The organism is Bacteroides graminisolvens (assembly GCF_963666085.1).
Classification (GTDB): Bacteria; Bacteroidota; Bacteroidia; order Bacteroidales; family Bacteroidaceae; genus Bacteroides; species Bacteroides graminisolvens.
This window is the reverse complement of record NZ_OY762556.1, coordinates 212,012-233,160: the sequence shown is the minus strand read 5'-3', so window position 1 is coordinate 233,160 and position 21,149 is coordinate 212,012. Positions and strand designations below refer to the sequence as shown.

Here is a 21,149-nt window from a genome sequence, read left to right as displayed (position 1 = left end):
ATCGGCTTTTTTATTTCGACTTCTTCGTATAATTTGTATTTTTGGAGAATACAATAATATTGCCGCGTGGCATTTAAATTAACCTTTTTAATAGTGCAGACTATGAGCTATTTACGATTCGACAAGACCCTTATGCTTAATCTGGAGGAATCTCTGCCCAGAGAAATTCTTCGGACAAATAAATCGGGAGCTTATCATTGTACAACAATAGTTGACTGTAACACACGAAAATACCATGGATTGCTTGTCATTCCTGTCCCTGAGTTGGATGAAGAAAATCATGTGCTGCTCTCTTCTCTTGATGAAACGGTAATTCAGCATGGTGCAGAGTTTAATTTGGGACTACATAAGTATCAGGGAAATAATTTTAGCCCGAAAGGACATAAATACATCCGTGAATTTGATTGTGAGAAAGTTCCGGTTACAACTTACCGTGTTGGTGGAGTACTCCTTACCAAAGAAAAAGTTTTTGTACACCATGAGAATAGAATCCTGATCAGATACACGCTTGTAGAGGCACATTCGGCTACCAAGTTGCGATTGAGGCCTTTCTTGGCCTTTAGAAGTGTGCGGCAATATACGCACGAAAACAATGAGGTGAACAAGGAGTATCAGGTAGTTGAAAATGGAATTAAAACGTGCATGTATCCCGGTTATCCGGAACTTTTTATGCAAGTGAACAAGAAGAATGAATTTCATTTTGAACCCGATTGGTATCGGGGTATTGAATACCCCAAAGAACAGGAGCGAGGGTACGACTTTAACGAGGATCTCTATGTACCCGGATTTTTTGAGGTAGATATTAAGAAAGGTGAAAGCGTGGTTTTTTCCGCCGGAATATCCGATGTGTCGACTAATAAGTTGAAACAGATATTTCAGCATGAAGTGAATGACCGTACGCCGCGTGATAGCTTTTATCATTGTTTGAAAAACTCAGCTCATCAGTTTCATAACAAACAGGGTGATTGCCATTATATACTAGCCGGTTATCCTTGGTTTAAGTGTAGAGCACGCGATTTGTTTGTGTCTTTACCAGGACTGACTTTGGCAATTGATGAGCCTGAGGAGTTTGAACATGTAATGGAAACAGCTCAGAAAACACTGCGTTGCTACATGAATAACATTCCTGCCGATTGCAAAATATACGAATTAGATGATCCGGATGTATTATTATGGGCTGTCTGGGCCTTACAGCAATATGCCAAAGAAACCACAAGAGAAAAATGCCGGATAAAGTATGGCGATTTGCTGCTGGAAATTATTGATTTTATCAGAAAGGGTAAGCACAATAACTTGTTTTTGCATGACAACGGTTTGCTTTACACGCATGGGGCGAATAAACCTGTTACGTGGATGAACTCTACCATTGACGGTCATCCGGTTATTCCCCGCACCGGTTATGTTGTGGAGGTGAATGCTTTGTGGTATAATGCATTGCGATTTGTGGCCGATATGTTAAGAGAAGATGAAAATCCTTCTTTAGCCGATACGTTGGACGCCCTGGCGCAGAAAATGGCAGCGTCTTTTGTTGAAACATTCCGTAATGAATATGGATATCTGCTTGATTTTGTTGATGGTAACATGATGGATTGGAGCGTTCGTCCGAATATGATTTTTACGGTTGCCTTTGATTATTCTCCACTGGATAAAATTCAAAAGAAACAGGTTTTGGATATAGTAACCAAGGAACTGCTTACCCCCAAAGGTTTACGAAGTCTGAGCCCTAAGAGTGTGGGCTATAACCCCAATTACGTAGGAATTCAAAGAGAACGGGATAGTGCTTACCATCAGGGAACCGCTTGGCCTTGGCTGATGGGCTTTTACATGGAAGCTTATCTTAAAATCTATAAAATAAGTGGCATATCGTTTGTTGAAAGGCAACTGATTGGCTTTGAAGATGAAATGACTAATCACTGCATCGGTTCATTGCCTGAACTGTTTGACGGTAATCCACCGTTCAAGGGTCGGGGAGCTGTTTCTTTTGCAATGAATGTGGCGGAGATGCTGAGAATATTAAAACTATTGTCGAAATATAATTTTTAGGAGGGGCGGATATGAAAGTATTAATGTTTGGATGGGAATTCCCCCCTCATATTCTTGGTGGTTTGGGAACTGCAAGCTATGGGTTGACTAAGGGCATGGCCATACAGAATGATTTATCAATCACATTTTGTATTCCTAAACCATGGGGTGATGAAGATCAAAGTTTCTTGAAAATAATAGGTATGAACAGCACGCCGGTTGTTTGGCGTGATGTTAACTGGGAGCATGTGAAGAGTAGAGTAGGGGCTTATATGGATCCGCAACTGTATTATGACTTGCGTGATCATATTTATGCCGATTTTAATTATCTGTATACCAATGACCTGGGGTGCATTGAGTTCTCGGGAAAGTATCCTGATAATCTATACGAGGAAATAAATAACTATTCAATAGTAGCCGGAGTGGTTGCGCGTCAGCAACAGTATGACATAATTCACTCACACGACTGGCTGACTTATCCTGCCGGCATTCATGCTAAGCAAGTGAGCGGCAAACCTTTGGTTATCCATGTGCACGCAACTGACTTTGATCGCAGCAGGGGTAATGTCAATCCTACGGTTTATGCCATAGAAAAGAATGGAATGGATCTGGCCGATCACATTATGTGTGTGAGCGAACTCACCCGGCAGACGGTGATACATAAGTATTTTCAAGATCCCAAAAAGGTATCTACCGTACATAATGCCGTGTCTCCCCTTTCACAAGATATCATCGATATTGTTCCCAAAAAAAATCCACGAGAGAAGATTGTTACTTTTTTGGGACGAATCACCATGCAAAAAGGTCCGGAGTATTTTGTTGAAGCTGCTGCTCTTGTTTTGAAAAAGACTAAGAACGTTCGCTTTGTGATGGCCGGCAACGGTGACATGATGAATCAAATGATTCGATTGGCTGCCCAAAGAGGAATAGCCGACCGTTTTCATTTCCCCGGTTTCATGAAAGGACATGAGGTATACGAAGTGCTTAAAGCGAGTGATGTGTACATAATGCCTTCGGTGTCAGAGCCTTTTGGCATTTCTCCTTTGGAGGCGATGCAATGTAGTGTGCCTACTATTATTTCCAAACAGTCGGGTTGTGCAGAAATCTTAGAGAAATGTATCAAAACTGATTATTGGGATATTCAGGCCATGGCCGATGCTATTTATGCTATTTGTACTTATCCGGCTTTGTATGAATACCTCAAAGTGGAAGGGAAGCGAGAAGTTGATGAAATTAAATGGGAGAATGTTGGGCACAAGGTGCGCCGCATTTATGAGGATGTGTTAACTAAATATTGATAATAACGAAAACAATAGATAGAATATGAGAACAATCTGTCTTTATTTTGAAATACACCAAATTATTCACTTAAAACGTTACCGTTTTTTTGATATAGGTAAGGATCATTATTACTATGATGATTTTGTGAATGAATCAAGCATTAACGAGGTGGCTGAGAGATCGTATATCCCGGCACTGAATACGTTAATTGAAATGGTCAGAAATTCAGATAACACATTTAAGGTTGCCTTGTCTGTGTCCGGTGTGGCTTTGGAACAATTGGAAATTCACGCTCCCGCAGTAATTGATTTGCTACATCAGCTGAACGATACCGGCTGCTGTGAGTTCTTGGCTGAGCCTTATTCACATGGACTATCTTCCTTAATCAACGAAGAGTGTTTCAAGGAGGAGGTTTTAAGGCAGAGTCAGAAGATAAAACAGTTGTTCGGAAAGGCTCCCAAGGTGTTTCGCAATTCAAGCTTGATTTATTCGGATGATATTGGGGCGGTAGTTGCTTCGATGGGATTCAAAGGGATGCTTACTGAAGGTGCAAAATATATTCTTGGCTGGAAAAGTCCTCATTACATGTATCATTGCAATCAGGCTCCTTCGTTGAAACTTTTATTGCGTGATTTTAAACTCTCGGATGATATCAGTTTGCGTTTCTCTAATTCGGAATGGAGTGAATATCCTCTGTTTGCTGATAAATACATTAATTGGATTGACGCTTTGCCTCAAGACGAGCAAATAGTCAACGTCTTTATGGAATTATCGGCCTTAGGCATGTCGCAGCCTTTATCTTCTAATATATTAGAGTTTTTAAAGGCTTTACCGGGATGTGCAAAAGCTAAAGGCATTAACTTCTCAACGCCTACAGAGATCGTTTCTAAATTGAAGTCGGTTTCTCAACTGGATGTTCCTTATCCTATATCGTGGGTTGACGAAGAACGCGATATAAGTCCTTGGTTGGGTAATGTATTGCAGCGTGAAGCATTTAATAAGTTGTATAGTATTGCAGAAAGAGTCTATTTGTGTAATGACAGGCGTATTAAGCAAGATTGGGATTATTTGCAGGCCAGCAATAACTTCCGCTTTATGACTACAAAGAACACCGGTCTTCCTGTTTATAGAGGTATTTATGATTCTGCGTATGATGCGTTCACTAATTATATGAATATTCTAGGCGATTTCATAACCAGAGTCAATGCGTTATACCCTGAAGATATGGATAATGAGGAACTTAATTCCTTGCTGACTACTATTCGTAACCAAGGCGAGGAGTTGAGTGAACTGCACAAAGAATTGGATCGTTTACGCAGTAAAAAGGCTGCCGGTAAAAAGAAGGGAACTAATACGGAGGTTGTAGAATAAGTTCTGTTTTATAGGCTTTATATAATAATCCCATCAAAGTTACAATCGTATCATTGATGGGATTACTTATATGAATATGTTATTATTCTAACCGATGACTAGCTATTTGGGGAATTTGGTGTACGTTACTTCCAATTTTAATTTATTGTTTTCACCACCTTCCAACTTAACTGAAGCCGGACTCAAGTCATGTTGTATGCGATTAATGTTATTGCTGTTATTGTCAACAGTCACATTTACAGGAATCAGAACGACCTTGTTCCAAAGAGGATTCTGACTGAGCCATTGTTGCTCATCCCAATTTTTACCTGCTTTTTCCTTTGCCGCTTTCTTCTCTGCAATACAAGTACTTATCAATCGGGAAAGGTTACCGAATGTATAGTTATTATTCTTTGAGTTATTGTGAACAGCTAAATAAGATGTTATATTGTCAATGATTTCATTCTTCTCAAAAAATGATGTTGCATCCTTTTCTCTGACAAGTAACATGTATTTAGGAGCAAGTAAGCTGTATTGATTTACTTTCTCTTGATGATAATTATTGATTGAAAGTTTAACGGTGTTTAATGTGTCCTTACTTAATTGGTCAGCAATCTGTTGCACAGGGAGCGTTACTTCAGTAAATATACCGGCAGGTGATTTGAGATATGTCCAATCCTTTTCGTTTACTTTTTCAGCTAACTTTTGAGACGTTTTAAATTGATTGGCCTGAATAATTTCTTTTGTAGCGGCAAAAGTCCTTTTTCCATAGTACAAGGAATCGGTTCCGTCTTTCTTTTTTAAGAAGTTGCCAAGGCTGTCAGTGTAATGACTATTGTAGATAATGTTGAGGTTTACGTGGTTGATGTATAAAATAGTACCGTCTCCGTAATCACTCTTTACGTATAACCCTTTAAACACATTTTTGATAAAGGCATCTGCATTATAAAAATATTCAGGATGCTCTTTGTTGAGTTTGATCATGTCATTTCCAAATGACTTGGGTAGTACGAAACGAACATATTTACTATAGTTTGAACTGTTTCTTATAGAATCACTAATAGAAAGATCTACCGCACTATATGATTTGCTTCCTATTAACCCGGTCGACTTATTGTAGTAATTATCCGGATTAATATTCGTATAGTGGCTTTTATCCAATACTTTATTTAATTCATAAACGCTCATTTTACAAGCGTTTAATGAGTCTCCGAAATAGCTATCGTAAAATAAAACGAGTTCAGCTAAATGAGCTGTATCGCCTGCCATTACACCGAAAGGAAATTGAAGGCTATCTGTACAGTTTAGCTGAGTAAGAAATCCCGATTCAAAGTAACCAAAGTCCGGATCCGTATATTTTCCTACATAACCAATATCGGTTTTGGCAAATACAGGACCTGAGAGTATTGATTTGGTTGTTACATCGAAACTAGTAGAGGAGACATTGACATTGTCACTTCCGGGCAACATATCAAGACCCAAACTACCTGTGGTGTCATCGCAACTGTAAATTGCAGATGCCAACAACGCCATTAACAGATGTTTTATTTTCATGGTTATATTATCGTTAAGTTATTCCTATTTGTTTTCTGACTCCCAAACTTTATCATAAAATTCGTCACAAGCATCATGAAATGCCTCCGGAGTTTGATAATCAAGTACTAACTTGCCCGATTGACGTGCGTAATTCATAACCTCCTCATTAACAGATTCACTGTTTTGGATTACTCCGTCAGAATAGTCGATGGCCAGCTTCATTAATGAAGTGTAATCTACAGGCGTGCTTAAACTTTTAATATCATCTGCACCAACTCCTTTGAGCATCAGTTGAGAAGGGAAATCTTCTTTGAATGTGCTTTTAAAATCTTCACCATACACAGAAAATACTACTTTAGTATCTCTAAACGAAGGTTCGTCTGCATAAGCTTTTTTTATGTATAACGGTGCCAAGGCAGTTAGCCATCCGTGGCAATGAATTACATCAGGAACCCATCTGAGCTTTTTTACTGTTTCCAGAACTCCTCTGGCATAAAAAATAGCGCGGCTATCATTGTCTTCATATTCCAAACCGTTTTCATCGCATGTCTGCAATCTGTTCTGAAAATAATCATCGTTGTCAATGAAATATACCTGCATTCGTGCTGCTTGAATGGAAGCCACCTTTATGATGAGCGGATGATCCGTATCATCAATAATCAGGTTCATCCCGGAAAGTCGAATTACTTCATGTAGTTGATTTCTACGTTCGTTTATGTTTCCCCATTTAGGCATAAAAGTTCTGATTTCTCTTCCTTTTTCCTGTATTGCTTGTGGAAGATATCGTCCTATATTTGCCATTTCAGTGTCTGCAACGTAAGGAGTTATCTCTTGTGTAATGAATAAAACTTTATTAGCTTTTGCCATAATAACAATCATTCTCGTAAATATTCTGCAAAGATATAAAAAAAAAAGGGCATTAATACAAGTCGGACGGCTCTATAATTACTTGTGATATGTTAACTCTTTGTAAATCAGTTAATAATACTTTGCTTATGTATGCACTGGATATAACATAAGCTGCATTAATTTACCGTATTCTTTCGTTATGTGGTAAATAATGGTTTATTTTGCAGTGTTTTTTGAAAAGATAATCTGTCATAAAACGAATGAAATGGAAGTTATTCATACTATAAAGGATCTCAGAGATAAGTTAGCAAAGCTGAAGATTCAAGGTAAATCAGTAGGTTTAGTGCCTACTATGGGAGCTTTGCATGAGGGTCATGCGTCACTGGTGAAACGCAGTGTAACAGAGAATGATATAACGGTTGTTAGCGTTTTCGTTAATCCGACTCAATTTAACGATAAGAACGACTTGGTTAAATATCCGCGTACATTAGATGCCGATTGTGTGTTGTTGGAGGCAAATAAAGCAACTTTGGTGTTTGCTCCTTCTGTTCTGGAAATGTATCCCGAACCCGATCAAAGGCAGTTTAGTTACCCACCTTTGGATGTTGTAATGGAGGGTGCATTCAGGCCGGGTCATTTTAATGGTGTTTGCCAAATAGTCAGTAAGCTGTTTGACGTTGTTGAGCCGAATAGGGCTTATTTTGGTGAGAAGGATTTTCAGCAATTGGCTATAATTCGGGAAATGGTTAAGCAGATGAATTATCCAATTGAAATAGTGGGTTGCCCCATCATTCGTGAGAGCGATGGACTTGCACTTAGCAGTAGAAATGCACGCCTTTCTTCTCTGGAACGTGAAAATGCTTTAAAAATATCTGATACATTATTTAAAAGTCGTACCTTTGCAGCCACTCATACGGTGAGTGAAACATTACAGTTTGTTGAAGAGGCTATCAAGAAAGCTCCCGGGTTAGACCTGGAGTATTTTGAAATAGTAGACGGATACAAGTTGCAACGGATTGAAAGTTGGGATGAGACGCCTTATGCTGTAGGATGCATTACTGTTTTTTGTGGTGAAATACGTCTCATCGATAACATTAAGTACAAAGAAGTTTAAATTTAAAATGGACCAAACCTTATGATGATTGAAGTGTTGAAGTCGAAAATTCATTGTGCCCGTGTAACAGAAGCAAACTTGAATTATATGGGGAGCATCACAATTGATGAAGATCTTATGGATGCAGCCAACATGATTGCAGGTGAAAAGGTACATATTGTTGATAATAATAATGGTGAGCGTTTTGAAACCTATGTAATCAAAGGTGAGCGAGGATCTGGCATGATTTGTTTGAATGGTGCGGCAGCTAGAAAGGTACAGCCGGATGATATTGTCATAATCATGTCATACGCCATGATGGATTTTGAGGAAGCGAAACAATTTAAACCTATTGTTATATTCCCTGATCCAACAACAAATAGTGTTGTTAAGTGAAATAAATAGGCTTACTATTAAACCATAAAAAAGAAGAAGGCATCCTGAAAAGACGCCTTCTTCTTTTTTATGTGAAGTTATTTATTTCTGAACTTTAAGTTTTTCGTTCATAGATGCGGCTGCCTTTCTGCCGTCTCCCATGGCCAGAATTACGGTAGCGCCACCTCTGACAATGTCTCCTCCTGCATAAATTGTAGGTATAGAGGATTCCATATTTTCGTCAACGGTGATAGTACCTTTTCTTCCAACTTCAAGCCCTTTTATTGAGCTAGGCACAATTGGGTTAGGGGATACGCCTACACTGACAATTGCCAAATCAATGTCAACGGTAACAGTAGCACCGGGGATGGCTCTTGGGCTACGTCTTCCTGATTCATCCGGTTCTCCTAATTCCATCTGTTGCAGTACTACTTGTTTTACTTTGCCTTGTTCGTCGGCAATGTATTCAATCGGATTATGTAAGGTCAGGAATTCTACCCCTTCTTCTTTTGCGTGTTTCACTTCTTCTAAACGCGCAGGCATTTCTTCTTCTGACCGACGATAAATAATCATAGCACGCTCAGCTCCAAGTCTCTTGGCTGTTCTCACTGAATCCATTGCCGTATTACCGCCACCTATTACTGCTACATTTTTACCTAAAGATACGGGCGTGTCAGAATCCGGACTTGCTGCATCCATGAGGTTTACTCGTGTTAGGTATTCATTGGAGGACATAATATTGATAGAATTCTCACCGGGGATGTTCATGAAATTAGGAAGACCGGCACCCGATGCGACAAAAAATCCTTTGAATCTTTCTTGTTTGAGATCTTCAATGCTGATTGTTTTCCCTACGATACAGTCTTTGATGAATTCCACTCCCATTTTTGAAAGATTGTCAATTTCAACATCTACAATCTTATTGGGTAAACGGAACTCAGGAATTCCGTATTTTAGTACACCTCCAATTTCATGTAAAGCTTCGAATACCGTTACGTCATATCCGTATTTCGCCATATCTCCGGCGAAGGCGAGTCCGGCAGGTCCCGAACCGATGGCGGCTACTTTTATTCCGTTCTTTTCTGCTATAGTAGGAACAGATATTTGTCCGCTTTCACGTTCGTAGTCGGCAGCAAACCGTTCCAAGTTTCCTATGGCAACAGCCTCTTTACCCATCTTTAAGTGGATACATTTTGATTCGCATTGTTTCTCTTGAGGACATACGCGTCCGCATACTGCGGGTAATGCACTTGTTTCTTTTAACGTTACTGCTGCTTCAAGAAATTCTCCACGTTCAATGTTTTTTATAAATTGGGGGATGTCAATTCCTACAGGACAACCTTCCATGCAACCCGGATTGGCGCAATCAAGGCAGCGTTTGGCTTCAATGACCGCCTGTTCGGCTGTCAGTCCCTGATTAACTTCTTCCTTACGGCTATGAGAACGATATTCAGCATCAAGTTCATTCATCTTAACGCGGGCTATACCGGCTCTTTCTTTGGCTTTAATTGATTTTCTTAATTCTTCGCGCCAAGGAGCGTCTCTTCCAGTAAGTTCAGTCTTTTTGGTAGCTTCACAGTTGGCTTCAAGCTTATTCATTTCCTCACGCTCAATGCTTTTGAAAGCATTCATGCGTTTCAACATTTCATCAAAATCAACTTGGTGTCCGTCAAATTCGGGTCCATCAATACAAACAAACTTGGTTTTTCCTCCTATAGTAATACGACATGCTCCACACATTCCTGTTCCGTCAACCATAATGGTATTCAATGAAACATCCGTTGGAACTTCGTACTTTTTGGTAAGTAGGCATACGAATTTCATCATAATAGCCGGACCAATAGCAAAGCATTTGTTTACCTTCTCACGCTTGAGAACTTCTTCCACTCCTTCGGTGACAAGCCCTTTTCTGCCATATGATCCATCATCCGTCATAATAATGACTTCATCAGAACTTTCGCGAATCTCTTTTTCCAAGATAATTAATTCCTTGCTTCTGCCTGCCAATACAGAAATAACTTTATTGCCTGCTGCTTTTAGAGCTTGAACAATAGGAAGCATGGGAGCAATACCTACACCGCCTCCCGCACAAACTACAGTACCGAAGTTTTCTATGTGAGTGGCCTGTCCCAGTGGACCCACCACATCTGTAATATAGTCTCCCACGTTGAGTTCGCACAACCGCGTTGATGATAATCCAACTTCCTGAACTACGAGTGTAATAGTACCTTTTGCGATGTCGGCACCTGCAATAGTCAGTGGCATACGTTCGCCTTTTTCCCCAACGCGAACAATTACAAAATGTCCGGCCTTGCGTGATTTTGCGATAAGAGGAGCATCTATCTCAAGCTTAAAAACTTTCTCGGAAAAGTGCTCTTTGTTTACGATTCTGTTCATTATTTAATTAATTTGTTGTAATTTGTATGTAACCTATGTCAGATTGTTGCGGGACAAAGATACTGCTATTTTAGTAAATGTAAAAGAAAAGCCACCTCAAATGGGTGGCTTTTATCATGTTATGAACAAAATATTAATCAATTATATCAAAACCGCAATAAGGAATCAATGCTTTGGGTATTTTAATACCTTCTGGAGTTTGGTTGTTTTCTAGTAATGCAGCAACAATTCTAGGCAAAGCCAAGGCGGAACCGTTTAGCGTATGGCAAAGTTCTGTTTTTTTCTCTCCGGATCTGTAACGGCATTTAAGTCTATTGGCTTGGTATGATTCGAAATTTGATACCGAACTTACTTCCAACCATCTTTTTTGAGCAGCAGAGAATACTTCAAAATCGAAAGTGATTGCAGAAGTGAAACTCATATCTCCTCCGCAAAGTCGCAAGATGCGATAGGGTAGTTCCAGTTTCTGAACCAGATTTTCAACATGCGCAATCATCTCATTTAGTGATTCGTATGAGTGCTCTGGTTTGTCAATACGTACAATCTCTACTTTATTAAATTGATGCAAGCGGTTCAAACCTCTTACGTCTTTACCGTAAGAACCGGCTTCACGACGGAAACACGCAGAGTATGCGCAGTTTTTTATCGGCAATTCTTTTTCTTCCAAAATAACATCCCGATAGATATTAGTTACGGGAACTTCAGCGGTTGGAATCAGATATAAATCATCCTCATTGGCATGATACATCTGTCCTTCTTTGTCGGGTAACTGTCCTGTGCCATACCCGGAAGCTGCGTTCACCACGTAAGGAGGTTCTATTTCAAGATAACCTGCATCCCTTGCTTCATCGAGGAAAAAATTGATAAGCGCTCTTTGTAAGCGTGCCCCTTTTCCTTTATAAACAGGAAATCCGGCTCCTGTAATCTTGACTCCGAGTTCAAAATCAATAAGATCATATTTTTTGGCTAGTTCCCAATGTGGAAGTGCGTCGGCTGGCAGTTCAGCATGGTTTCCTCCCATTCGTTCAACGACATTATCCTCTGCACCATAACCTTCGGGAACACCCTCATTAGGGATATTGGGTATGGTATATAATAAATTTTGGAGTTCAGTTGCTGCCTCATTCATGGCTGCCTCCAGTTCCTTGTTCTTTTCTTTTATTTCATTTACCTGCAAACGCGCAGTTTCAGCTTCTTCTTTCTTACCTTCTTTCATTAGCTGACCTACGGATCTCGATAAGGAGTTTACTTCTGCCAGGTTTTTGTCTAACTGATTTTGCGAATTACGTCTCTTGTCGTTTGCTTCAATCACCTGAGAAATCACTTCTTGAGCATTCTTAAAGTGTTTTTTCTCCAGACCGCGTAATACAGCGTCTGTATTTTCTGTAATTTGTTTAATGGTAAGCATATCTGTTTTTTTAAATATCAAATTTCGTGTGCAAAGATAAATAAAATAAAGACACGATGTGATTTATATATAAAAAGAAAGAGGTGCAACTTAAAAGTGACACCTCTTTCTTTTTTCTTTTATTTGTGTTTTCAACAAAGAATTATGCTTCTGTTTGAGCAGGAACAATAGATACGAATCTCTTGTCTTCTTTACCTTTCTTGAAAGTTACAACTCCATCAACTAAAGCGAAAAGAGTGTGGTCCTTTCCCATTCCGATGTTATTTCCCGGGTGGAATTCAGTACCTCTTTGACGAACGATGATGTTACCTGCTTTACAAGTTTCGCCACCAAATATCTTCACGCCTAATCTCTTACTTGCTGATTCGCGGCCGTTCTTAGAACTACCGACACCTTTTTTATGTGCCATTTCTTCTTAAAATTTAAATTGATTAAGCTACTACTTCTGTGATTTTTAACTCTGTAAACTGTTGACGGTGTCCGTTACGTTTTCTGTAACCTTTTCTTCTTTTCTTGTGGAAAACGATCACTTTGTCGCCTTTAACAAGGTTTGAAACAACTTCACATACAACTTTAGCTCCTTCGATAGTAGGAAGACCAACTGTTACAGTTCCGTCTTTATCTACCAAAAGAACTTTGTCAAACTCAACTGTTGATCCGTTTTCAGCTTCTTGCATGTGGTGAACAAACAGTTTTTTGCCAGCTTCTGCTTTGAATTGCTGACCGTTGATTTCTACGATTGCGTACATCTGTTATAATATTGCTATACAGGTTTGATCCGGCGGGTGGTCTTTAATCACTCAAAGTACACTTAGTTTACCCGTTGCGGAATAATCAGGGCACAAAATTAGATATTTTCTTTCAATCAGACAAACATTTATCTTTTTTTCTTTTATATTATCTTAATTGAATATCCAGAGTATAAATACCAATATGCTGACTAAAAATAATGCGAGTATAATTAGTATTAAAACTAAATAGACGTACATGAGTACTGTTCTGAAAAACGTTGTTTTAATCTTATCATTGAATAATTGCAGGTTGATCCAAAAAGAAAATATAAAATACAACCACCAAGGCAGTGAATTTTCCGGATCCTTCGATGAGGGAAGAAGTAAAATTGAAACGATAAATATTTGGCAGGCAGCATAAGTCCTCACTAGGAAATATTCAACTAAGTTTAAATTTAGCTTCCGTGCCCCTTTCCTAAAAGCAATTTTCATGGCTAAGGCAGATACTGGCAACATCCAAACAACCCCTAACGCTCTATTGCTGCTAAACCAGCTATCCAACAATTTGTAAACGGACTGAATGAATTCATTTTCCGTAATCCATTTTCCAATATTGATTTTCCCCAATTCAAGAACTAATTCCTGGTTTTCTTTATCATGGCTAATTATGCTTTCTGCAGAAGAATATAGCGCTTGACTTAAGAGTACGTATACAGCTCCTAACACGAATAACATCTGAAGAGGTCTGAAATAGCGTATTCTTTTTCCGGTTATATAATCATTTATCATATATCCCGGTCTTATAAACAGCTCTTTTATAGTGAAAAAGAATCCACTATCAATGTTTATCCATCCTCCAATCATGTTTTTGGCAATCCATTTGTACGAAAACCTGGGTACATCTTTGTGCTGACCGCAGTTCAAACAATAGTTTCCGCTGAAGTCTGTTTGGCAGTTGCCACAGATTGTAGTTCCCTCTTGGTGATATACAGGGATTTTCTTTCCTTCTTTGATTCGAAAAGTGATTAAACGAATGTATGCCTTGATTCTTTGAGTATTCATGTTATTCGATTTACCAAACAGCTTCAATCTGATATCCTTGGGCTCTCAATAAATTAATCAAGCCTTCTTCTCCAGGCAGATGCAGAGCTCCTACTGCAATAAAGGAGGGCGCCGTTTCTATTAATGAAGGAAGCTTGTCAGCCCATGTTTTATTGCGGGCAGTAATCATGCTTTCTATTTCTTGGGCCAATGGATCACAAGAATTTCCTTGCTTCTCTTCGGCTATTTGTTGCATAAGGTTGAGATCTTGAGTCATGTAAGCGGCTGAGAGTCTTTTTGTGTTGTCAATAATTTGAGGTAAATCGTTCAAAGCGCAGACTAATAACTGAGCTTGTCTTTGAAGTGAGCTGCTGTTATAAAGTATATTAAGCTGAAAATCGAGGGTTTCCAGTGCTTCTATTTTTTTCCCTTTCTCAGTACCTTGCTTCTGGAAATAAGAATCCAATTGTTCTTGAGGGTTGAAGTTACCAATGTGCTTCATGTATATTATAACAACTGCATTATTGGATATAAAAGCAGGTTTGACTTTGGGCATTTGCGACAAGTCGAAGTTGAGAGATTCTTTTGTGAATTTATTAACCGTATCATAATCTGACGGTGAAAGGAGAGTCTGTAGTGTGGTATCGCACTCAATCATCATCTTTTTTTGCAGGAGTTGTATGTTGGCCGGTTTATGTATGTCTGACATATTTAATTCGCCAATTACTTGTGTTGTTGAATTCAAAGCTGTTTGCATACCTTTTATGCTATCCATAATACTTAGTGGGGCTAAGTGATGAGTTCCCATAAGGTATGAAGGAGCCTTAAGTCCCTTACCACTTATTTTCCACAGAAGTTGAGCATTTGTATTTAAACTGAAGCATGCTAAGAAAAAGAGACATAATTTTAGTTTCACCATTGTATTTTTTATTTGATTAATTAATACTTATGCGTGCCAGAACTCTATCATTGAGTTCTGGCACGCCGGCTTTACATGCTGTCAGACAAAGTTGTGAAGCGACAGCTGATAAGCTATTCAACAGTTACATTGAAATACTCTTCCAACTCTTTTTCGGCAGAATTGTTTTCATTTTTGATGTCTTTTATTATAATTCCATGTTCTAACAAAGCTATGCGCGGACAAATATCGACCGTATGACTCAAGTTATGGCTTGAAATAAGTATGGTAGCATGAGTTTCTTCGTTGTACTTCTTCAGCAATTGTTTGATAATGGATTGAGAACTTGGGTCTAAGAAATTAAACGGTTCATCCAGAATTAACAGTTCCGGTTGATGAAGCATGGCAGATATAATGCCAATCTTTTGTTTGTTACCAGCTGAGAAATTACGTATGTATTTCTTCTGTCCCATGACTTCACCATTCATGAATCTTTCAAAAGTTGCCAATCTCTCATCAACGGCTTCTTTCTTCATTCCGTTCATCTTTCCAACAAAATAGAAATATTCCTCGGGTGTAAGGTAGTCAATAAGAAACCCATCGTCAATAAATGCTCCAGTGAATGTTTTCCATTCTTCATTCTTGCTTACATCAATGTCTTTGATCGTTACATTGCCCTTGTCAGCCTTCAACAAGTCTAGTATCAAACGGAACAAAGTAGTTTTTCCCGCACCGTTATTGCCAACAAGACCAATCATCTCGCCTGGATTAATAGTATAGCTGTTAATATCGACTGCTATCTTTTCTCCAAATATTTTCTGTAATTCATTTATCGTAATCATATCTCTTCTTATTTTGTATCTCTGAAACCTTCCATATTTTTATATCTTCTTTTCATGAATCGCACATAAACGTTTTTAATCCAAATATGTGCGGTTAACGTGAATCCCAATCCTATCCCGAGCAGAATGAATGTACCTGCTGTTTCACCAAAAGCCGATTTAAGACCGAAGTTCAACAGCATAGGTAAACCAAATGAGGTGAAACTTACAATTGTTTGAAATCCGGTTCCCGAAGCTTGTCTACCTGTCACCCCTTCGTTTAAAGGAACTGTTTTATTGTTGTAAACAGCTAACTGGAATAGTATAAAATAGATGGGTCCAATCGCAACGAAACTGAATGACAATGCATCCAAGACACTGATCTTTCCCATTATCATAGCCGGAATCATTAAGATATTAGGAATAATCACTCCCAAACTATAAAAATAATATTTGGCTTTCAGCAGGTTGAATATAGACTCTTTTCGTGTCATCAAACCATCAATGTAGTTACCTTCAAAGCTCATTATTTGAGTTAGGATTACCATACCAAAGGCAACGAAAGCATAGATAGAAACGAAGCTTTTCATGAATGTACCGTCGTATGCTCCAGAGAAACTCAGCATAAGAGAGAAGAATACAACAATAATGGCAATCATTCTCAATGAAGTTTTGCATCTTTTGTTTCTAAACAACATCTTTAGCTCAAGACGCAAATACTCACCAATTTCACCGTATTTTTCAAGGAAACTATAATCGGAAACATGTTTCACCTTCGTATCTTCCACCTTGTTCAACTCTGAATAAGCTAATTTGCTTAACAGCCATTTATTGATAAACCAGGCAGCAGTTATGGCGAGTAATGTTCCGGCGAAAAACAGTACATTACCTTCAATGTAACCTTCGCCTAAATCCATAGTGAGATTGTCGACAATACTCTCTTTCGGAAGGAAAGTGGCTACTCCAATCAAGGCATAGACAACTAAAGGTAACCCGATCCAATAAAGCTTTTCATTGATTAGCGTACGGCAGAAAAGATACCAATAGTTATTTAGCACCATTAATAAGTAGATACCAAGTGAATAAGTAATCACTCCCATTACTCCATAATACTTGGTTACTGTTATAATGGCAAATGGAACAAACATGAATAGCCATAAGAAGTTAAACGGGTCAACTCCCGAGCGGATGAGCAGGAAATCTTGTATCCTGCTCTTTTTGATTGGTAATAATAAATAGGGCTTTACTTCCTGCGTAGGGGTCTTCTGAAAAGAAAAACGAGATAGAAAGTCCAATGCTAAAACAAATATCAATCCGCTGTTCAGCACATGATAAGGTTCCATGTTGGGTATTCCTTCGGCAAAAGTAAATGCAAAAGTTGTGCCGAAGAAGATGAGGTAGCCCGCCCAAAAGACAGACATGAAATACATGAAGAATTTCCCAAAACGATTCTTCTCATACATCGGATGTCTTTTGGCGGCAAGCCTGTGATGTTTTCTTAGTTCATTAAAAAGCATAATTCTGTATACAAGTTATTATTTCTTTTTTTCAGGACTGATCATGCTGATCTCTACCCGATTGTTTTGAGAGAATATCTCTGAAGCAAACTTCTGTATGTCTGCATTTGAAATCGCATTGACAATGTTTTCATATTCATTGCTCATGTTGCTTCCGGTGAAGAGCATTTCGTCAATTTGTCCCAGCCAGTATCCATTCTCTTTTTGATTTTCGGTATATTTTTTGAGCATGAATTCTTTTACTTTGCTGAGGTTTTCTTGAGTAGTACCTTTGTCGGCAATCTGTTGAATCTCTCCCAAAATGATTTGCATTAACTTATCTTTCTTGGCCGGATCCGTATCGAACATGATTTGCAGGTTGTAGCTTTCTTTAGGGAATTTATCGAGCGCTCCGCTTACATAAACGCCATAAGTACCGCCTTCCTCTTCACGTACCTTTTCGGTGTATAACAGTGTGAGAATTTGTTCGGTCATGCTCATGAGAATGTTGTTTTTAAGATTGTAGCTGCAATTGCCATTATAAAAAACAAATTCCGATGCTTTAACTGCTTCTTGTTCTTTTATAAATTCACTTTTATAAAGACCCTTTTTGAAATAAGTTTTATTGTCTTTGAATGATTCTTTTCTTTTCAAATTAGGCAATGAACCCAAATACAGTTCAATATAAGGTTTAATGCTATCAATTTCAATGTTTCCTACAAAGATAAATTTGAAGTCGCCTGCATCTTTGAATCGATCGCCATACATTGAAAGAATCTTATCATAATCAATCTGGTCAATGTTTGCAGCCTTGAGTCTTTGTTTTCTCGGGTGCTTGTTGTACACAATTTGCTGTATTGAGTCCACTAAAGTAACCATTGGTTGCAGTTCTTGATTTTGCAGTGCAGCCTTTGTTCGGGTTTTATAAGAACTAAATGCATCAAGGTCTTTACGAGGTTCCGTAAATCTCAAGTAGGTGAGTTGCATCATGGTTTCAAAATCTTTAGGAGAACAGCTACCGTTAATTGCCTCTGTTTTGTCTCCAATACTAGCACTTGCAGAAGCTTTCTTTCCCGCAAGCACCTTTTCAAGTTCCGTAGTACTGAATTTACCTAAACCGCCTACTGCAGCAACGTCATTCAAATTCATTATGTTTGCTATTTCCGTATCGGGGAAGAGTGAACTACCACCTAAACTGAAGCCCTTCATGAGTATCTCATCGGCTTTAAATTCAGTTTTCTTCAGATATACTTTGATACCATTTGACAAGGTCAGCTCTGTTGTTCCTAAGATAGAATTATTCTGTGTCTTAACAATCTTACCCCCTTTAGGCTTGTTGGCTACTAGCGGCTCATTAGAGACTTTGTCTACATAAGCAGTCAGTTCCTCAGCCTTTACTTTTGTGATAACGTCAAGAAGTTGCTCTTTTTCCGGATATTTTATTCCCTCTTTATCAGGACCGAATAAAGCCACAACGAGATTACTGTCGGTAACTAAGCTTTGCATCATTTGGTTAAGAGCCTGTACCGGAATAGCCGGAGCAATCTGATTTAAAATTGTATATTCGTTTTCAATACCGGGTATCGGTTCGTTGTCGAGGAAGTGTCGTACATACTGCTGAACATAGCTCTCGTTTTTATTTTTATCACGTTCATTGTATGCTGATTCCAGGTGACGCAGATATTCGCTTTTGGCTCTATTGTATTCTGATTCAGTGAAACCGAAACGACGTGCTCTTTCTACTTCACGTAGTGCGGCAGCTAAGCCTTGCTCTACCTCGTTTTCTTTGCAAATAACGATACTAGTGAATGCATCTTTTGTTTTAGCTACAAAAAACTCCTCGTCGCCCGATTGAGCAAAAACATAAGGAGGATTGGCCGTTTGTACCAACTCATTCAGTCTGGCATTCAACATGTTGCTAATCAAACTTTTAGCATAATTCTCAACTACATATCCCAAGTTGTTTTTTTGTTCGAGAGGAGTATAGTCGTGCTTGTTAAAAATAAGAAGCTGCACATTGGGAAGTTCTTTGTCTTTTTCAATAATAACTATCGGTTCCTTGTTGTTATTAACCGGATAATATACTCTTTCTTTCGCATTAGTTGGTGCGGGTATGTCTGAGAATATTTTTTTAATTTTAGCTTCAACCTGATCAACATCTATATCACCAACGATGACAATTCCCTGAAGATCAGGACGATACCATGTTTCGTAATAATCTCTTAATGTCTGATACTTAAAATTATCCACAACATCCATATTGCCTATAGGTAAACAGTCGGCATATTTGGAACCTGGAAACATTTGTGGAAGCGCCTTCTCTTGTAAACGTTGATTGGCACTCATGCGTGTACGCCATTCTTCGTGTATGACTCCACGTTCTTTATCTATCTCTTTCTCCTCCAACAATAAGTCGTTTGACCAATCATGCAGAATGAGCAGACAAGAATCAATGGGCCCTTCTCTGTGAACCGGCACATTGGATATATTATAAACAGTCTCGTCAACCGATGTATATGCATTCAGATTTTCACCGAACTTAACGCCGATACTTTCCAGATACTCTTTTAGTTGACTGCCGGGAAAATGTTTGGTGCCGTTAAAACACATGTGTTCCAAAAAATGCGCCAAACCTCTCTGTGAAGGCTCTTCTTGGATGGCTCCAACTTTTTGAGCGATATAAAAATCGGCTCTTTTTTCGGGTAGATTGTTTTTTCTGATGTAATAAGTCAACCCATTTTCCAGTTTTCCAATACGAACTTTGGTATCTACCGGAACAGGGGGCATTTGTTGTGCAAAAGTAATACTTGTCTGAGCACAAAAAAAGAATGCAACAGCAACTTTACATGTGAGAAATAGATGTTTCATTTTAGAATGTTTTTTTATGTGATTTTCTATTATGCTACATTGGTCGGCCACTGCGGTAGATTAATCACACATAGCAGAAAAAAAGAATAAACAAGGGAGGATAGAATAGACATAGCTACCGAAAAAAAAGACAGTAGAACATTTTGTTTCGGTAGCTATCAAGTGGTATTTACGCTTTGATTGCCTGGCGTATACGTACTAGTTTGGTTAGCAAATCTTCCAATAAATCGAGTTGCAGCATATTGGCTCCATCACTTTTGGCAACAGAAGGATTTTCGTGTGTTTCAATGAATAATCCGTCGGCTCCAACAGCTATGCCGGCTTTGGCTACAGTCTCAATCAATTGGGGCATGCCACCTGTTACGCCACTCGACTGATTGGGTTGTTGCAGCGAGTGCGTAACATCTAGTATAACAGGAAATCCGAACGTTTGCATTTGAGGAATTCCTCTGTAATCAACAACTAAATCCTGATAACCAAAGGTTGTTCCGCGTTCCGTGATCATTACGTTCTCGTTGCCCGCCTCAACCACTTTGTCAGCCGCAAACTGCATAGCCATAGGCGAAAGAAACTGTCCCTTCTTGATATTTACTATTTTACCGGTCTTGGCAGCTGCTACTAATAAATCCGTTTGCCGGCATAAAAAAGCGGGTATCTGCAACACATCTACATATTCGGCTGCCATAACTGCCTCTTCCGGACTGTGTATGTCTGTTACCGTTGGAACATTAAATGTATCGCTCACCTTTTTAAGTATTTTCAGCGCCTTTTCATCACCTATTCCCATGAAAGAGTCTAACCTGGAACGATTTGCCTTGCGATAAGACCCTTTAAATACATAAGGAATTCTTAATCGATCTGTGATATCGACTACCTTTTCAGCGATGCGAAGTGCCATATCCTCACCTTCAATGACGCACGGACCGGCCAACAGAAAGAAATTATCTGAGTCAGTATGTTTTAATTCTTTGATTCTCATCTTT

General features: G+C 38.8%; 17 protein-coding genes. 5 read left to right on the top strand and 12 right to left on the bottom strand.

The features are described from left to right. Positions 1-102: 102 nt before the first annotated feature. From ACKPCE_RS01050 to ACKPCE_RS01040, 3 genes are read left to right on the top strand one after another with little or no spacing between them, the layout of a single operon-like run. A complete protein-coding gene (locus ACKPCE_RS01050; protein WP_319503884.1) occupies positions 103-2,043 on the top strand; it encodes a glycogen debranching enzyme N-terminal domain-containing protein in 1,941 nt (646 codons plus the stop codon). A gap of 11 nt (positions 2,044-2,054) precedes the next feature. Continuing rightward, complete coding sequence (locus ACKPCE_RS01045) at positions 2,055-3,320, top strand: glycosyltransferase family 4 protein (protein ID WP_319503883.1); 1,266 nt, start codon at positions 2,055-2,057, stop codon at positions 3,318-3,320. Between the two features lie 25 nt (positions 3,321-3,345). Then, complete coding sequence (locus tag ACKPCE_RS01040) at positions 3,346-4,674, top strand: glycoside hydrolase family 57 protein (protein ID WP_319503882.1); 1,329 nt, start codon at positions 3,346-3,348, stop codon at positions 4,672-4,674. 102 nt (positions 4,675-4,776) lie between these two features. Here ACKPCE_RS01040 and ACKPCE_RS01035 read toward each other — a convergent pair whose 3' ends face one another. Together ACKPCE_RS01035 and ACKPCE_RS01030 are read right to left on the bottom strand one after the other, a co-directional pair. Further along, on the bottom strand, positions 4,777-6,207 hold the full coding sequence (locus ACKPCE_RS01035; protein ID WP_319503881.1) for a DUF4270 domain-containing protein: 1,431 nt from the start codon (positions 6,205-6,207) through the stop codon (positions 4,777-4,779). Positions 6,208-6,231: 24 nt separating this feature from the next. Continuing rightward, positions 6,232-7,056 carry a glycogen/starch synthase gene (locus tag ACKPCE_RS01030; protein WP_319503880.1) on the bottom strand — a complete coding sequence of 275 codons (825 nt, stop codon included), beginning with the start codon at positions 7,054-7,056 and terminating at the stop codon, positions 6,232-6,234. A gap of 247 nt (positions 7,057-7,303) precedes the next feature. Here ACKPCE_RS01030 and panC point away from each other — a divergent pair, with 247 nt between their 5' ends. Beyond that, positions 7,304-8,152 carry a pantoate--beta-alanine ligase gene (panC, locus tag ACKPCE_RS01025; protein WP_276965319.1) on the top strand — a complete coding sequence of 283 codons (849 nt, stop codon included), beginning with the start codon at positions 7,304-7,306 and terminating at the stop codon, positions 8,150-8,152. Between the two features lie 21 nt (positions 8,153-8,173). Beyond that, positions 8,174-8,527, top strand: a complete 354-nt coding sequence (gene panD / locus ACKPCE_RS01020; protein ID WP_024996266.1) for an aspartate 1-decarboxylase — start codon at positions 8,174-8,176, stop codon at positions 8,525-8,527. Between the two features lie 81 nt (positions 8,528-8,608). Here panD and ACKPCE_RS01015 read toward each other — a convergent pair whose 3' ends face one another. The 10 genes from ACKPCE_RS01015 to kdsA all read right to left on the bottom strand — a co-directional run bounded on the left by ACKPCE_RS01015 (position 8,609) and on the right by kdsA (position 21,145). Continuing rightward, on the bottom strand, positions 8,609-10,903 hold the full coding sequence (locus ACKPCE_RS01015) for a bifunctional dihydroorotate dehydrogenase B NAD binding subunit/NADPH-dependent glutamate synthase (RefSeq protein ID WP_319503879.1): 2,295 nt from the start codon (positions 10,901-10,903) through the stop codon (positions 8,609-8,611). 133 nt (positions 10,904-11,036) lie between these two features. After that, positions 11,037-12,311 (bottom strand): serine--tRNA ligase, encoded by a 1,275-nt coding sequence (gene serS / locus ACKPCE_RS01010; RefSeq protein WP_319503878.1) that lies wholly within the window; start codon positions 12,309-12,311, stop codon positions 11,037-11,039. 142 nt (positions 12,312-12,453) lie between these two features. Beyond that, the gene (rpmA, locus tag ACKPCE_RS01005) at positions 12,454-12,720 is read right to left on the bottom strand and encodes a 50S ribosomal protein L27 (protein ID WP_276993508.1); all 267 of its coding nucleotides are present in this window, start codon (positions 12,718-12,720) and stop codon (positions 12,454-12,456) included. 22 nt (positions 12,721-12,742) lie between these two features. Further along, positions 12,743-13,060, bottom strand: coding sequence for a 50S ribosomal protein L21 (gene rplU, locus ACKPCE_RS01000; protein ID WP_276965310.1), 318 nt, complete (start codon positions 13,058-13,060; stop codon positions 12,743-12,745). 153 nt (positions 13,061-13,213) lie between these two features. Continuing rightward, on the bottom strand, positions 13,214-14,104 hold the full coding sequence (locus ACKPCE_RS00995; protein WP_319503877.1) for a DUF3667 domain-containing protein: 891 nt from the start codon (positions 14,102-14,104) through the stop codon (positions 13,214-13,216). A 10-nt stretch (positions 14,105-14,114) separates the two neighbouring features. Further along, positions 14,115-15,002 carry a TraB/GumN family protein gene (locus ACKPCE_RS00990; protein ID WP_319503876.1) on the bottom strand — a complete coding sequence of 296 codons (888 nt, stop codon included), beginning with the start codon at positions 15,000-15,002 and terminating at the stop codon, positions 14,115-14,117. A gap of 113 nt (positions 15,003-15,115) precedes the next feature. Then, positions 15,116-15,823: an ABC transporter ATP-binding protein gene (locus ACKPCE_RS00985; RefSeq protein ID WP_319503875.1), complete on the bottom strand. Its 708-nt coding sequence runs from the start codon at positions 15,821-15,823 to the stop codon at positions 15,116-15,118. Positions 15,824-15,831: 8 nt separating this feature from the next. Next, positions 15,832-17,319, bottom strand: coding sequence for a DUF5687 family protein (locus ACKPCE_RS00980; RefSeq protein WP_319503874.1), 1,488 nt, complete (start codon positions 17,317-17,319; stop codon positions 15,832-15,834). Positions 17,320-17,337: 18 nt separating this feature from the next. Next, complete coding sequence (locus tag ACKPCE_RS00975) at positions 17,338-20,166, bottom strand: M16 family metallopeptidase (RefSeq protein ID WP_407654938.1); 2,829 nt, start codon at positions 20,164-20,166, stop codon at positions 17,338-17,340. Between the two features lie 169 nt (positions 20,167-20,335). After that, positions 20,336-21,145: a 3-deoxy-8-phosphooctulonate synthase gene (gene kdsA / locus ACKPCE_RS00970; RefSeq protein ID WP_034781405.1), complete on the bottom strand. Its 810-nt coding sequence runs from the start codon at positions 21,143-21,145 to the stop codon at positions 20,336-20,338. Positions 21,146-21,149 lie beyond the last annotated feature (4 nt).

Excerpts from the sequence above, each read along its gene's own strand:
- ACKPCE_RS01050 (WP_319503884.1), top strand. The coding sequence starts at position 103 with ATGAGCTATTTACGATTCGACAAGACCCTTATGCTTAATCTGGAGGAA.
- ACKPCE_RS01045 (WP_319503883.1), top strand. The coding sequence starts at position 2,055 with ATGAAAGTATTAATGTTTGGATGGGAATTCCCCCCTCATATTCTTGGT.
- ACKPCE_RS01040 (WP_319503882.1), top strand. The coding sequence starts at position 3,346 with ATGAGAACAATCTGTCTTTATTTTGAAATACACCAAATTATTCACTTA.
- ACKPCE_RS01035 (WP_319503881.1), bottom strand. The coding sequence starts at position 6,207 with ATGAAAATAAAACATCTGTTAATGGCGTTGTTGGCATCTGCAATTTAC.
- ACKPCE_RS01030 (WP_319503880.1), bottom strand. The coding sequence starts at position 7,056 with ATGGCAAAAGCTAATAAAGTTTTATTCATTACACAAGAGATAACTCCT.
- panC (WP_276965319.1), top strand. The coding sequence starts at position 7,304 with ATGGAAGTTATTCATACTATAAAGGATCTCAGAGATAAGTTAGCAAAG.
- panD (WP_024996266.1), top strand. The coding sequence starts at position 8,174 with ATGATGATTGAAGTGTTGAAGTCGAAAATTCATTGTGCCCGTGTAACA.
- ACKPCE_RS01015 (WP_319503879.1), bottom strand. The coding sequence starts at position 10,903 with ATGAACAGAATCGTAAACAAAGAGCACTTTTCCGAGAAAGTTTTTAAG.
- serS (WP_319503878.1), bottom strand. The coding sequence starts at position 12,311 with ATGCTTACCATTAAACAAATTACAGAAAATACAGACGCTGTATTACGC.
- rpmA (WP_276993508.1), bottom strand. The coding sequence starts at position 12,720 with ATGGCACATAAAAAAGGTGTCGGTAGTTCTAAGAACGGCCGCGAATCA.
- rplU (WP_276965310.1), bottom strand. The coding sequence starts at position 13,060 with ATGTACGCAATCGTAGAAATCAACGGTCAGCAATTCAAAGCAGAAGCT.
- ACKPCE_RS00995 (WP_319503877.1), bottom strand. The coding sequence starts at position 14,104 with ATGAATACTCAAAGAATCAAGGCATACATTCGTTTAATCACTTTTCGA.
- ACKPCE_RS00990 (WP_319503876.1), bottom strand. The coding sequence starts at position 15,002 with ATGGTGAAACTAAAATTATGTCTCTTTTTCTTAGCATGCTTCAGTTTA.
- ACKPCE_RS00985 (WP_319503875.1), bottom strand. The coding sequence starts at position 15,823 with ATGATTACGATAAATGAATTACAGAAAATATTTGGAGAAAAGATAGCA.
- ACKPCE_RS00980 (WP_319503874.1), bottom strand. The coding sequence starts at position 17,319 with ATGCTTTTTAATGAACTAAGAAAACATCACAGGCTTGCCGCCAAAAGA.
- ACKPCE_RS00975 (WP_407654938.1), bottom strand. The coding sequence starts at position 20,166 with ATGAAACATCTATTTCTCACATGTAAAGTTGCTGTTGCATTCTTTTTT.
- kdsA (WP_034781405.1), bottom strand. The coding sequence starts at position 21,145 with ATGAGAATCAAAGAATTAAAACATACTGACTCAGATAATTTCTTTCTG.